This is a genomic window from Streptococcus sp. FSL W7-1342, assembly GCF_037966635.1.
In the GTDB taxonomy this organism is placed as follows: domain Bacteria; phylum Bacillota; class Bacilli; order Lactobacillales; family Streptococcaceae; genus Streptococcus; species Streptococcus salivarius_D.
In genome coordinates, this window is record NZ_CP150200.1 from 1,113,523 (window position 1) to 1,127,961 (window position 14,439).

The following is a 14,439-nucleotide window of genomic DNA, read 5'->3' on the forward strand; positions in this document are numbered from 1 at the left end:
AAGGAGCACTTATGACTGAACCTATCATTTCAATCAATGATTTATCGGTGTATTTCAATAAGAAAAAAGCCCTCAATAACGTGACAATGGATTTCTATCCAAATGAAATCACGGCCCTTATCGGACCTTCAGGATCGGGAAAATCAACCTTGCTTCGTTCTATCAACCGAATGGGAGATCTAAACCCCGAATGGACACTTACTGGTGCTGTTTCTTACAATGGTCACAACGTCTACAGTCCTCGAACAGACACTGTTGAGCTCCGTAAAGAAATCGGAATGGTCTTCCAACAACCCAATCCTTTTCCTATGTCTATCTATGAAAACGTGGTTTATGGGCTTCGTATCAATGGTATCAAAGATAAGGCTGTCCTTGACAAAGCAGTAGAAGAGTCACTAAAAGGTGCTTCAATCTGGGAAGAGGTTAAAGACCGTCTCCATGACTCAGCACTTGGACTTTCAGGGGGGCAACAACAACGTATCTGTATTGCACGGGTTCTTGCCACGTCTCCAAAGGTTATCCTTCTTGACGAACCAACGTCTGCCCTCGACCCTATCTCCGCTGGTAAGATTGAGGAAACCCTATATAACCTTAAAGACCAATATACCTTGCTGCTTGTTACACGTTCTATGCAACAGGCAAGTCGTATCTCACAACGAACAGCCTTTTTCCTAGATGGAGAACTCATTGAGTATTCATCAACGAAAGATATGTTCCTAAATCCACAACATAAAGAAACAGAAGATTATATTACCGGTAAATTCGGTTAAGAAAGGACAGATTACTAAAAAAATTATGATGTTACGAACACCCTTCGAAGAAGAATTAGAAAAACTCCACAACCAATTTTACGCTATGGGTACAGAGGTTGCAGCTCAGCTTAAGAAAGCTGTACGTGCCTTTATCAGCCATGACCGTGATTTGGCTAAGGAAGTCATTGAAAATGACGAAATCGTCAATAACTACGAAACCAAACTTGAGAAAAAATCGCTTGAAATTATCGCTCTTCAGCAACCTGTATCAAGTGATTTGCGAACAGTTATCACAGCTCTCAAAGCATCTAGTGACGTTGAACGCATGGGTGACCATGCCGTTGCTATTGCTAAAGCAACTATCCGCATTAAAGGTGAGGAACGCCTAACTGAAATTGAAGCTGAAATCAAGAAAATGGGGAAAGCAGTTCGCCACATGGTCGAAGATGCTCTAGATGTTTACTTGAACAGTGATGAACAACGCGCTTATGAAATCGCAGCTTCAGATGAAATCATCGATAACTATTTCCGTGGTATTCAAGCCATGACAGTAGAAGGTGTTCGCAAGAATCCTGATGCTGCCTTCGCTGCTAAAGAATATTTCCAAGTCCTTATGTATTTGGAACGTATTGGTGACTATGCCCGCAATCTCTGCGAGTGGGTTGTCTACCTCAAATCTGGGAAAATCATTGAACTGTAGGCAAAGCTTCCAATCTATGTTATAATGGGTCTGTATTGAATAATTCAGACCCTTTTCTTTTGCAAAAGAGTCTGATATCGAAACATTTGTCAGTCTGTTTCGATACGAAAAGTTAGATTAGGAGTATATACGTATGACAGCATCTGTTGCTCGTTTTATCGAAAGTTTCATCCCTGAAAATTACAATCTTTTCTTGGACATTAATCGTTCTGAAAAGACTTTTACAGGGAATGTTGCCATCACAGGTGAAGCCCTTGATAACCATATCTCCCTTCACCAAAAAGACCTTACCATTAGTTCCGTTCTCTTGGATAATGAATCATTGAACTTCCAAATGGATGATGCTAACGAAGCCTTCCATATTGAACTTCCAGAGACCGGTGTTTTGACGCTTGTCATTGAATTCTCTGGTCGTATTACAGATAATATGACAGGGATTTACCCATCATATTACACCTACAATGGTGAGAAGAAAGAGATTATTTCAACGCAGTTTGAATCTCATTTTGCGCGTGAAGCCTTCCCATCTGTTGATGAACCAGAAGCCAAAGCTACTTTTGATTTCTCATTGAAATTTGATGCTGAAGAAGGCGATATCGCTTTGTCAAACATGCCTGAAATCAATAGCCATTTGCGTGAAGAAACTGGGGTTTGGACATTTGAGACAACCCCTCGTATGTCAACATACCTCCTTGCCTTTGGTTTTGGAGCTCTTCAAGGTAAGACAGCGAAAACGCAAAACGGAACTGAAGTTGGTGTCTTCGCTACAGTTGCACAAGCTGAAAACAGCGTTGACTTTGCCCTTGATATTGCCGTTCGTGTCATTGATTTCTACGAAGACTACTTCCAAGTCAAATATCCTATCCCATTGTCATACCATCTGGCTCTTCCTGACTTCTCAGCAGGTGCCATGGAAAACTGGGGACTTGTTACCTATCGTGAAGTTTACCTACTAGTAGACGAAAATAGCTCAGCTGCAAGTCGTCAACAAGTAGCTCTTGTGGTTGCCCACGAATTGGCTCACCAATGGTTCGGTAACCTTGTAACGATGAAATGGTGGGATGATCTCTGGCTTAACGAAAGCTTTGCCAATATGATGGAGTATGTTTCAGTAGATGCCATTGAACCTAGCTGGAACATCTTTGAAGACTTCCAAACAACTGGTGTGCCTCATGCCCTCCAGCGTGATGCTACAGATGGTGTTCAGTCAGTCCACATGGAAGTTAATCACCCAGATGAGATTAACACCCTCTTTGATAGTGCTATCGTTTATGCCAAAGGTAGCCGTCTCATGCATATGCTTCGCCGTTGGTTAGGTGATGAAGCCTTTGCTAAAGGACTTAAAGCTTACTTCGAGAAACACCAGTACAACAACACTATTGGACGTGACCTTTGGAATGCACTCTCTGATGCTTCTGGAAAAGATGTCTCTAGTTTCATGGATACTTGGTTGGAGCAACCAGGTTACCCTGTTGTTACTGCAGAAGTTGTTGATGACACTCTTATTCTTAGTCAAAAACAATTCTTCATTGGTGAACATGAAGATAAAGGGCGTCTTTGGGAAATTCCATTGAACACAAATTGGAACGGACTTCCAGACACACTCTCAGAAGAGCGTATTGAGATTCCAAATTATAGCCAGCTTGCTGCTGAAAATAATGGAGCTCTTCGTCTTAATACAGCAAATACGGCACATTACATCACAGACTACCAAGGACAACTCTTGGACCAACTCTTAGAGGAATTTGCTAACCTTGACACTGTAAGTAAACTTCAAATTTTGCAAGAACGTCGTCTTCTTGCTGAAAGTGGCCGTATCTCCTATGCAAGCCTAGTGTCTCTTCTTGATCTTGTCGAAAAAGAAGAAAGCTTCTTGATTGCGCAAGCTAAGTCTCAAATCCTCGCTGGTTTGAAACGCTTTATCGATGAGGATACAGAAGCAGAAGTGCACTACAAGGCTTTGGTACGTCGTCAATTCCAAAACGACTTTGAACGTCTTGGTTTAGATGCCAAAAATGGAGAGTCAGATGAAGATGAAATGGTTCGTCAAACGGCACTAAGCTACTTGATTCAAGCAGACTATCAACCAGCAGTCCTTGCAGCTGCAAGTGTTTTCCAAGCTCATAAAGAAAACATTGAAAGCATCCCTGCAAGTGTTCGTGGTCTTGTCCTCATTAACCAAATGAAACAAGAAGACAGTCTTACCCTTGTTGAAGACTATGTCAACGCATACGTCACAACAAATGATAGTAACTTCCGTCGTCAATTAACTCAAGCAGTTTCATACCTTAAAAATCAAGAAGGCCTCGACTACGTGCTAAGTCAGCTTAAAGACAAACATGTCGTTAAACCTCAAGACTTATACCTCTGGTATATGAATTTCCTCAGCAAATCATTTGCTCAAGAAACCGTTTGGAACTGGGCAAAAGATAACTGGGATTGGATTAAGGCAGCCCTTGGTGGTGATATGAGCTTTGATAGCTTTGTTAATATCCCAGCATCAATCTTTAAAACGCAAGAGCGTCTTGATCAATATATTGCTTTCTTCGAGCCACAAACAAGTGATAAAGCCTTGGAACGTAATATCTTAATGGGAATTAAGACAATTGCTGCACGAGTAAACTTGATTGAAAAAGAAAAAGCAGCCGTTGAATCTGCTCTTAAAGATTATTAATAAGAAAAACAAGCTTTCCGTGAAGGAGAGTTTGTTTTTTGTGTATGATAGTTTACATAAATATAGTTATGTATTTAAAGGAATAACAAAACGTCCTTAGCATAATTAAATTTATGTAAAATAAAAACAACCACTCCAAATAGGAATGGTTGGGATAGCCAATTATAAATTGTCTAGAGCATTTTTTTGTTCATCATTAACAATATGCGTATATAGATCAGTAACCTGAGTGGAAGCATGGCCAAGTTGATGACTCACTAAAACTTGAGACTTGGTAGCATCATAAAGGCGTGTTGCCAGAGTATGTCGAAGCTTGTGGGGAGTCACACGAATTTTGAAATCCTGAGAATATTTGGCAACCATCTTTTCGATACTTGAAGCATCAATACGGTTTGGAACCCCTCGATATTCCGTTAAAAAGAGGGCAACATCTTGCTTTTCAGCCTTATAGCGTTTATCACGTATACTGAGATAAGTTTCAAGATAGGGCTTTGCAAAACTTGCTACATTAACTGAGTCCCGTTTGCCACCTTTTCGAGTGACGTCGATGACCATCATTTTTAGATTGATATCTTTAAGGTCCAGATTAACAGCTTCAGAGAGTCGAACACCTGAAGCCAGTAGCAAGGCAATGATAGCCAAATCACGTTCTTTATTCTTATAAAACGAAGATTTGGCGCGATTTGAGAGCTTGACTTCGTATTCATTTTCTACATAATCAAGGAATTCCATGGTTTCATCGCCAAGAAAGAGTTTTTGTTTGATATTCTCAGCACGTGCAGCTAGAGTTTCTTTCTTTTTCTTAGTAGAAACTTTTTTCATGACGTTACGATAGAAATAAGGCTCACCGTCAGGACCCTCGACCTCCTCGGTTAAATACTTATAGAGACTAGATAGGGCTGAAAGTGTACGATTAATAGTCGTTTGAGAGACACCCTGTTTCTTGGAATAGGTATTCAAAGATGGACGTTCACGTAGATAAAGGACAAATGACTCCATATCTTTTTTAGTTAGATTTTCCAAGGTTTTGATGTCAATTGAGGCAATATCATCAGCATCTGAAATACCTGAGTCAAACAACCAATCAAAAAAGCGTTTATATTCCTTAAGGTATTCGTATAAAGTTGTAAAAGAATACGGTACCGATAGTTTAGATTGATAATACTCCAGAACAAACCAGGGCATTAGAGATTTGTATTCCTCAATTTTTTCGAGTAAGAGTTCACGTTTCATTTGTTTTTTCTCCAAAGTTACTTAATAGAAGTATATCATACCCTTATCTTTCTTTCAAGAAAATTACAGTTTTTCGGAAAGATGTTATAAGGTGTTTTTCACTTAAAGGCTTTATAGGTTTAATGTCCGAATATATAAAAACCACACTAAATCAATCATAAACCAACTTTAAAAAATCTTTATAACGTATTATTTACTTTTAGAATTTTCCCAAGAAAAAACAACCTGAAGTTTTCCAGATTGTCCAAACAATGATTAAGCTACGATAGCTTTTGCAACCTCCTCAGTTGTCATACGGGAGAAATAATGTGTTGTGTCAATGGTTTTAAGTTTAGCCAAGACATCTTCGTACTCGTAAGGTACACCGACCAGCAAGTCTTCAATATCAGATACATCCCCGATACCAAAGAAATCTCCGTAAATCTTAACAGATTTAATAATTGAATTCTCAACATTGGCGTAAGTTGAGATCTTACCAGCTGGGTAACGAACGTTACGCTCTACTGTGTATTCTGGTGATTGACCGTATGTCCAGTCCCAAGTATTGAATTGCTTCTCATAAGACTCTTGAATTTTAGCTAATTCATCCTCAGAAAGGACGTATTCAGTCATATCAGGATAAAATTCCTTCATTTTTTCCAAGATTTTATCTGAGAATTCATTTACAGTGATTTTTTCTGGCAGTTCGTCTACGATGTTTGTAACACGAGCACGTACAGATTTAACACCTTTTGATTCAATTTTGTCTTTGCTGACTTTGAGGGCTTGGCCAAGAACTGACATATCAACGTCAAAGAGCAAGCAACCATGGTGCATCATACGACCTTTATAGTAAGCTTGAGCATTTCCACAGAACTTTTTACCGTCGATTTCAAGGTCATTACGGCCAGTAAACTCAGCCTTAACTCCCAAATCAGCAAGTGTTGCGATTACAGGTTGAGAGAAAGTCTTAAAGTCAAAAGCACCTTCATCTGCCTTGTTAGAGATGATAGTATAATTGAGGTTATTCAAATCGTGATAAACAGCGCCACCACCAGACAAACGACGAACGACCTTGATACCATGAGCATCTGTATATTCTTTGTTAATCTCTTGAATGGTATTTTGGTGTTTACCAACAATGATAGCTGGACGGTTAATCCAAAGAATGAACAATTCATCTTCATTCACCAATTCACGAAAGGCATAGGCTTCCAAAGCAATATTATAGGCAGGATCATTTGATGTGTTTACGATATATTTCATGAGGTCTCCTCTTGTAATGTGATACTTATATTATAAAGAAAAACGGTGACAAAGTACACGAAAACGCCTTAGGTATAAGGATTTTCATGATATAATAGTAAAAAATATATGGGGAGTTTTAGAATGTTACAAAATCCTAGTAAATTAAGTCTCTATTTCTCGAGGCTAACCAGTAAAATAAATAAAAAGGTCAAAATAGCATTTGCTCTGCTTCTTTTTGTTGCTCTTGGAATGTTTCTCTATAATGCCTACCAAAGAGCTTATAAGCCTTATCTCTACGATAAAAACAATTACTATTACAAGGCCTATAATTACAGCGTTGAGAAGATAAAACCTCAAAGAAAAGTTGTCAAAGATATTGAGATAGAGGTCTTCCACTTCGGAAAAGACGATTTCCCTGATAATCTGTCTACATATAAGGTCGGCCATTATATCGATAAAGGAATTGATCCCCGCAGACTTCTATTGCATATCACTTTTACTGATAAGACCAAAATCACTTTACCATTTGGACAGGTGACTTCTACTGAAAACTTTTTCGACCGTTATGAACGCTATTTTGACCGTAAAGTTTTTGAGGTCGGTCCGGGTTTTGATGAAGAATGGTTTTCGAATGCAGAGAATTACAGACAAATGATTGAGCGCTTCCCTGGATTACATGATAAAACAATGGATGCCGACTTCGAGTTATATCTAAGGGACTTCCTATTTATGATAGTTCCTGGTGATACCCTCTACCAAACTGGTGCTGTCAAAGATGGTGTTAGTAAATACCACTTTCAGTTGAAAAATCCTAAATCAGGAAAAATGCAAAGCTATATTATCTACGGAAATGAAGGAGACATCCCACTCTGGGATTGGCAGGCTCCCTTTGTTACCTTTGATAAGGATTTTGCTAACAAGGAAAGAATTCAGGAATTCTTCGATGACTACGATATTAGAGAGTATGGAAATTATTGGGATGGTATGTACAATATACAATTTCCTCATTTAAATTCTTTTAGAGGTGATGGGTATAACTTTTATAAAATGGCCTTTTACTCAGATAAGTTTACAAATTTCCCACTGAGCCTTGATTTAACAGGTAAGAGCGAGGATTTTAAGATTACCATTACAGATTCTTACCTACAAGAAGAATCAAGAACTGCAAAAAATGAAATCCATTATCTAAAATACTCAACATCTAAAACTTATGATTCATCAAATAAAGAAGCCTATATGAATGATATATTGCACCAATACCTAAAGTAACAGAATTTAATTTATGTAAATACAGTTAATTTATCTATTGGCTGTGTTTTTTCATGCAAAAAGAACAAGACCATTTCTGATCTTGTTCTTCTTTTATGCAACTAGAATATTATTTTGTGTGCCAGATGTCTTTGTCATACTGTTCGATTGTACGGTCAGATGAGAAGAATCCTGCTTCAGCAATGTTGTAAACAACTTTTTTGTTCCATGCATCTTGATCTTCGTAAGCTGCATATACTTCTTCTTTCTTGTCGATGTATTCAGCCAAGTCGATCAATGTCATGAACCAGTCTTTAGAGATAAGTTCTTTGTGGAGACGTTCCAAGCGTTCTTTATCTCCAACTTTAACGAGGTCTTCGCTTACGATAAAGTCAACAGCTGCTTTGATGTTAGCATCTTTTTCGTAGTAATCACGTGATACATAACCTTCTTTTTCATAAAGGTCAATGATTGTATCAGAGTCTTTACCAAATGTGAAGATGTTTTCTGGTCCTACCAATTCAGCAATCTCAACGTTGGCACCATCCATTGTACCAAGTGTAAGGGCACCGTTAAGCATGAATTTCATGTTACCTGTACCTGAAGCTTCTTTAGAAGCCAATGAGATTTGTTCTGAGATATCTGTTGCTGGGATAAGGTGTTCTGCAACTGTTACGTTGTAGTTTTCAACCAAGTGAACGTTGAGGTATTTGCTTACTTCTGGATCATTGTTGATGAGCTCAGAAAGTGACAAGATCAAGTGGATGATATCTTGAGCAATAACGTAGGCAGGAGCTGCTTTACCACCAAAGATGATAGTGATTTTACGTTTTGGAAGGTTTCCTTTTTTGATTTCCAAGTATTTGTGGATGACATACAAAGCGTTCATTTGTTGACGTTTGTATTCGTGGAAACGTTTGATTTGAGTATCAATAATTGAGTTTTCATCAAGATCGATACCTTTGTTGGCTTTAAGATAACGTTTAAGTGACAACTTGTTATCATATTTGATTTCAGCCAAACGTTTGTGAACTGCTGGATCATCTGCAAAGGCAGCCAATTTTTCCAATTGAGTTGCGTCAGTAAGGTAACCATCACCAATCAATTCTTTAATGTAGTCAGCAAGTTCTTGGTTTGAGAATTCCAACCAACGACGGAATGTAATACCGTTTGTTTTGTTGTTGAGGCGTTCTGGGTAAAGGTCGTAGAATGGTTTCAACTCAGAAGATTTAAGGATTTCTGTGTGAAGTGCTGCTACACCGTTAACGCTTGTAGAGAAGTGGATATCCATGTGTGCCATGTGAACACGGTTGTGTTCGTCAATGATTTGAACACGTGGATCTTCGTATTTTTCACGAATGATAGCATCCAATTTCTTGATGATAACAACAAGGTGTGGAACAACTTCTTCAAGGTAGTCAAGAGGCCATTTTTCAAGGGCTTCAGCCAAGATAGTGTGGTTTGTGTAACCAACCATTTTGCTTACGATTGCTACTGCTTCATCAAATTCAAATCCATGTTTTTCTGTCAAAAGACGAATCAATTCTGGAATTACCATTGATGGGTGAGTATCGTTGATTTGTACGTAAGCGTAATCTGGAAGGTCGTGAAGGTTAGAACCACGTTCGATAGCTTCGTCAATCAAAAGTTGAGCAGCGTTTGATACCATGAAGTATTGTTGGTAGATACGCAAGAGTTCACCTTTACGAGTTGAATCATCTGGATAAAGGAAAAGTGTCAAGTTCTTTTGGATTTCGTCTTGATCAAAAGTGATTCCTTTTTCAATCAAATCGTAATCCAAACCGTTGATATCGAAGAGGTTAAGGTAGTTCTTAGTTTCTTTCTTATAACCCAAGATATCCAAACGATCCAAACGTGATTTCAATGTGAAGTTTTTGAATGGAACATCATAAGAGATATCAGTTGGTACCAACCATGATTGATCTTCAATCCAGTAGTTTGGTTCTGCATCTTGTTTGTTATCTTTGAAGACTTGTTTGAAAAGACCACAGTGGTAGTTAAGACCAACACCTTCACCGTTGATGCCAAGTGTTGCCATAGAGTCGATGAAACATGAAGCCAAACGACCCAAACCACCATTACCAAGAGATGGTTCTGGTTCAACGTCTTCAACTTCGCTGATTGATTTACCAGCAGCAGCCAATTCAGCTTTAACATCTTTGTAGATGCCCAAGTTGATCAAGTTGTTAGACAAAAGTTTACCAATCAAGAACTCAGCTGAGATGTAGTAAACTTTACGTTTGCTATCGTTTTTAGGTTTTGGAGCAGCCGCTTCTTTTACGAATTCCAACAAAAGGTAGTAGATTTCTTCGTTTGAAAGGTCCTTAAGATTTTTGTTTTTTGCTTCAACATATTGTGTAAATGTAGCCATTTTAGTTATTACCTCGATTATATCTTTCTGTAATGTCTGTCAAAAATTCTTTCTTGTCTACAGTGATTTCACCTGGAAGCATACGCCATTTCCAGTTTTCACCAACTGTGTTAGGGAAGTTTGTACGGCTATTTTCAGGTTTATCAAGGATATCCTGCATAGTCGCAATAGCTGTGTTGCTTACTGTAGCAAAGAGTGTGCGAAGGAGAGCACGTGTAATTGGTTCACCTTGACGACGGTTAATGTAAGCATCAGTGTAATCACGTTGCTCTTGCGTCAAGTTGTCGTACCAACCGTTGATTACTTCGTTATCATGTGTACCTGTGTAAGCAACTGAATGTTGTGTGTATACATGTGGAATATCAATGCTGTTTCCAGTAGTATCGTAGAAACCAAATTGAACAATCTTCATTCCAGGGTAACCACAGTCTGCAAGAAGTTTACGTGTCTTATCATCAATGTTACCAAGGTCTTCGGCAATAATTTTAAGATCACCCAATTCTTCTTTGACCACTTTGAAGAGGTCATATCCAGGTCCAGGAACCCATTCACCATTTTCAGCAGTTTCATCTCCACCAGGAATTTCCCAGAAGTCAGAGAAACCTTTGAAGTGGTCGATACGCAAGTAATCATAAAGTTTGAATGATTCTTGAATACGGAATACCCACCAAGCATAATTTTCAGCTTTGTGTTTATCCCAAGCGTAGATTGGGTTACCCCAAAGTTGACCAGTAGCTGAGAAGTTATCTGGTGGAACTCCGGCAATGTAACGTGGTTTACATTCGGCATCTAGTTTGAAGAGGTGTGGTTGTGTCCAAACTTCAACACTATCAGCTGAGATGTAGATTGGCATGTCACCAATGATTTGAATACCATTTTTGTTAGCATAGGCTTTAAGTTCTGCCCATTGGCTAAAGAAGAGGTATTGCACTACTTGGTGGTAAGTGATGACATCAGCAAGTTCTTTGCGAAGTTTTTTAAGAGTTGCCTCATCGCGTTTAACTGCTTTTTTGTCATCCCAATCTTGAAGTGCTTTGTTATCAAAGTGTTCTTTGATAGCCATGAAATCAGCATAATCTGCTAACCAGTTAGCATTTTCAGATTTGAAAGCTTCAAACTTCTTAGCTTCTTTTTTGTCAGCCAAGATTGCTTTGACTGCTTTTTCAAGAAGTGGGCGACGTGCTTCATAAACTTTAGCATAGTCGATAAACTCTGGATCTGATCCAAAGTCAGCGTCTTTAACATCAGCTTTAGTTAGAAACTTGTCACGAATAAGGAAATCCAAATCGATGAAGTGTGTGTTCCCCGCTACCGCAGAGAATGATTGATAAGGTGAGTCCCCATAACTTGTTGTAGTAAGTGGCAAGATCTGCCAGTATGTTTGTTTTGTTTCTTTCAAGAAATCAACAAAGTCATAGGCTGCTTGACCGAAAGATCCGATCCCGTAGTCACCTGGAAGTGATGTGATGTGCATCAATACACCGCTTGCTCGTTTGTTCATAAAGTTTACCTCAAATTATTTTTTACACTTATGATTATAATGCAAACGTTTGCATAAGTCAAGAATTTTTAGCAAAAAAATAAAATTTTTTTATTTATTCTTGAATGATTGTTCGTAAAACAAGCGCTTACAGTATGAGAGAGGATTTTTTAATAATTACTTCTAATGAATTTCGGAAAAATAGGATTCTTATCAAAAGAAAAAAGTAGTCGGTCGTTTTACTAACCAACTACTTGAACACTCCTTAACCTATTACGGATAAGTTAGGACACTTTCTCTTTCTATAAGTTCAAATGGAATAATGACTTTTTGTGACTTAATCTTGGCTGCTTTTAGAAGTCCTAGAAGGCTTTGAACACTTTCTCTAGCTAGTGCCTGAATATTAATGTCAAATGTGGTCAAGAAAGGATGCATGATTTCTGCAAAAGTCGAATTATTGAAAGAAATAATGGCATAATCTTCAGGAACTCTAAATCCTTGATTGTTCAGCCATTGAATAAGACGAAGGGCGATAAGGTCATCCTTAACAATCAAAGCTGTCGGAGAAAATCTTTCCAATTCTTTCTTTAAATCCTCGATTGTTCGTGCTGAAAAGACAAGTTCAGGTAGGACATCCAAATTTTGTTCGTCACTTGCTTCCTTATACCCTTGATAACGTTCCTGCCCCACTTGTCCAAACAGATCATCAGTGACAAAACCAATCTTTCGGTGCCCTTTTGCCTGGAGGTAATTTACAGCTTCACGTCCTAATTCCTTATTATCATTATCAATATAGGTTACTTTATTTTCATTATCCACTGCTGCTCCAACCACTACAAAAGGTACTTTTGCTTTTAATAGGTAATCTTTAACAGGATCTTTCTTTTCTGAATAGAGGATTATAAAGCCATCTGCCCGTTTTTGACGATGCATGAGCTCAACTTGTTTAACTAATTCCTCTAGCGTTGCACCCGTAGCAATACTAACGACCTGAGAATGACAACTAGCTTCTTCATTGATTGCTGTTAGAATCTCCATATAGAAGGGCTGGCTAATATTTTCTCGGTCAGTTAAAGGAGGAAGCACGACCCCTAAGCTATGAGTTAAGCCCGTTGCCAACATTTGTGCTGCTGAGTTGGGTACATAACCTAATTCTTCCATAGCTGCTCTTACTTTTAGTTTGGTTTCTTCTGATATCGCAGGGTTATCCTTTAATGTCCTACTTACCGTTGATGGGCTGACACCAGCCTTCTTAGCGACATCTTTAATTGTAGCCATTACATCCCTCTCATCTCATAAATATTTTTATAGTCGAAAATTATAAGAACAATTATAAACCAAATAGGTTATTTTTGCAATCGTTTGCAAAAAGTTAAAAAATTTTTATAAAATACTTGACAGATTGTGGAAACGGTTGCATAACGTTTATCGTAAACTAAATTTCTGGAGGAAATAGAAATGAAAAAATGGCAAAAGGTATTACTTGGTAGTGCTGGATTACTTGTGGCTGGATCGCTCTTGGTAGCTTGTGGGTCAAACTCAAGCAAGAGCTCAAGCTCAGATAGCAAGACTTTGAAACTTTGGGTACCAACTGGTGCTAAGAAATCTTACTCAGATACAGTAGCACAGTTTGAAAAGAAATCTGGTTACAAAGTTGATATGGTTGAAATGGAAGATCCAAATGCTCAAGAAAACTTGACTAAGGATGCTTCTACTGCTGCAGATGTCTTCTCACTTCCACATGACCAACTCGGTAAATTGGTAGACGCTGGCGCTATCCAAGAAATCCCAGAGCAATACTCAAAAGAAATTGCTGAGCAAGATACTGAACAAGCTGCTGTAGGTGCTCAATACAAAGGTAAAACTTACGCCTTCCCATACGGTATCGAAACTCAAGTTACATACTACAACAAATCTAAACTTAATGAAGAAGATGTGAAATCATATGAAACAATCACTTCTAAAGCTAAATTTGGTAGCAACTTGAAAGAAGTTAATGCTTATGTAACTGCTCCTCTCTTCCTTTCAGTTGGTGACACACTCTTTGGTCCTAACGGTGAAGATGTGAAAGGTACTAACTGGGGTAACGAGGCTGGTGTGAATGTTCTTAAGTTCATCGCAGCTCAAAAAGACAATAAAGGATTTGTCAATGTCGATTCAGCTAACATGATGGCTAAATTTGAAGATGGTTCTGTTGATGCTTTCCAATCAGGACCATGGGACTACGCTGCAGCTGCTAAAGCTGTTGGTAAAGACAATCTTGGTGTTGCTGTTTACCCAACAGTTAATATCGGTGGTCAAGACGTTCAACAAAAAGCCTTCATGGGTGTTAAACTTTACGCAGTTAACCAAACACCATCTAAAGGTAACGCAGAACGTATCGCTGCTTCTTACCAATTGGCACAAGCTTTGACAAGCAAAGACAGTCAAAATAACCAATTCACTAATGAAGAACGTCACATCATCCCAGCTAACAAAGAAGTTCAAGCTTCTGAAGCTGTTCAAAAGGATGCACTTGCACAAGCTGTAATTACTATGGGTTCATCTGATCAGTACACAACTGTTATGCCTAAACTTAGTCAAATGTCAGTCTTCTGGACTGAAAGTGCTGCTCTTATGAGTGATGCATATAACGGTAAAATCAAGGAAGATCAATTCCTTACTAAATTACAACAATTTGATAAAGATTTGGCAGCAGCTAAATAAGAATCCTAACTATGAGAAGGTAAAGAG

The 14,439-nt window shown here is 38.4% G+C and carries 10 protein-coding genes; 5 read left to right on the forward strand and 5 right to left on the reverse strand.

Annotation, left to right across the window (positions count from 1 at the left end):
* The first annotated feature begins 11 nt into the window (after positions 1-11).
* The 3 genes from pstB to NSQ79_RS04955 all read left to right on the forward strand — a co-directional run bounded on the left by pstB (position 12) and on the right by NSQ79_RS04955 (position 4,126).
* The gene (pstB, locus tag NSQ79_RS04945; protein WP_045768705.1) at positions 12-770 is read left to right on the forward strand and encodes a phosphate ABC transporter ATP-binding protein PstB; all 759 of its coding nucleotides are present in this window, start codon (positions 12-14) and stop codon (positions 768-770) included.
* 28 nt (positions 771-798) lie between these two features.
* Positions 799-1,452, forward strand: a complete 654-nt coding sequence (gene phoU, locus NSQ79_RS04950) for a phosphate signaling complex protein PhoU (protein ID WP_175062682.1) — start codon at positions 799-801, stop codon at positions 1,450-1,452.
* Between the two features lie 133 nt (positions 1,453-1,585).
* A complete protein-coding gene (locus NSQ79_RS04955) occupies positions 1,586-4,126 on the forward strand; it encodes a M1 family metallopeptidase (protein WP_175062614.1) in 2,541 nt (846 codons plus the stop codon).
* 162 nt (positions 4,127-4,288) lie between these two features.
* Here the strand turns inward: NSQ79_RS04955 and xerS are convergent, their stop codons facing one another.
* Together xerS and NSQ79_RS04965 are read right to left on the reverse strand one after the other, a co-directional pair.
* Positions 4,289-5,359 (reverse strand): tyrosine recombinase XerS, encoded by a 1,071-nt coding sequence (xerS, locus tag NSQ79_RS04960; protein ID WP_164331990.1) that lies wholly within the window; start codon positions 5,357-5,359, stop codon positions 4,289-4,291.
* 255 nt (positions 5,360-5,614) lie between these two features.
* Complete coding sequence (locus tag NSQ79_RS04965; protein WP_002885026.1) at positions 5,615-6,604, reverse strand: lipoate--protein ligase; 990 nt, start codon at positions 6,602-6,604, stop codon at positions 5,615-5,617.
* A 123-nt stretch (positions 6,605-6,727) separates the two neighbouring features.
* Between NSQ79_RS04965 and NSQ79_RS04970 the strand changes: the two genes are divergently transcribed.
* Positions 6,728-7,855, forward strand: coding sequence for a hypothetical protein (locus tag NSQ79_RS04970; protein WP_013990606.1), 1,128 nt, complete (start codon positions 6,728-6,730; stop codon positions 7,853-7,855).
* Positions 7,856-7,964: 109 nt separating this feature from the next.
* On the opposite strand, the gene glgP is transcribed toward NSQ79_RS04970, so the two are convergent.
* From glgP to NSQ79_RS04985, 3 genes are all read right to left on the reverse strand, one after another.
* Positions 7,965-10,226 carry a glycogen/starch/alpha-glucan family phosphorylase gene (gene glgP / locus NSQ79_RS04975; RefSeq protein ID WP_339313294.1) on the reverse strand — a complete coding sequence of 754 codons (2,262 nt, stop codon included), beginning with the start codon at positions 10,224-10,226 and terminating at the stop codon, positions 7,965-7,967.
* Position 10,227: 1 nt separating this feature from the next.
* Complete coding sequence (gene malQ, locus NSQ79_RS04980) at positions 10,228-11,727, reverse strand: 4-alpha-glucanotransferase (RefSeq protein ID WP_164331989.1); 1,500 nt, start codon at positions 11,725-11,727, stop codon at positions 10,228-10,230.
* A 252-nt stretch (positions 11,728-11,979) separates the two neighbouring features.
* On the reverse strand, positions 11,980-12,984 hold the full coding sequence (locus NSQ79_RS04985; protein ID WP_164331988.1) for a LacI family DNA-binding transcriptional regulator: 1,005 nt from the start codon (positions 12,982-12,984) through the stop codon (positions 11,980-11,982).
* Positions 12,985-13,164: 180 nt separating this feature from the next.
* On the opposite strand from NSQ79_RS04985, the gene NSQ79_RS04990 reads away from it, so the two are divergent.
* Entirely contained in the window at positions 13,165-14,412 is a 1,248-nt protein-coding gene (locus NSQ79_RS04990; RefSeq protein WP_164331987.1) for an extracellular solute-binding protein, read from the forward strand.
* The last annotated feature ends 27 nt before the right edge of the window (positions 14,413-14,439 follow it).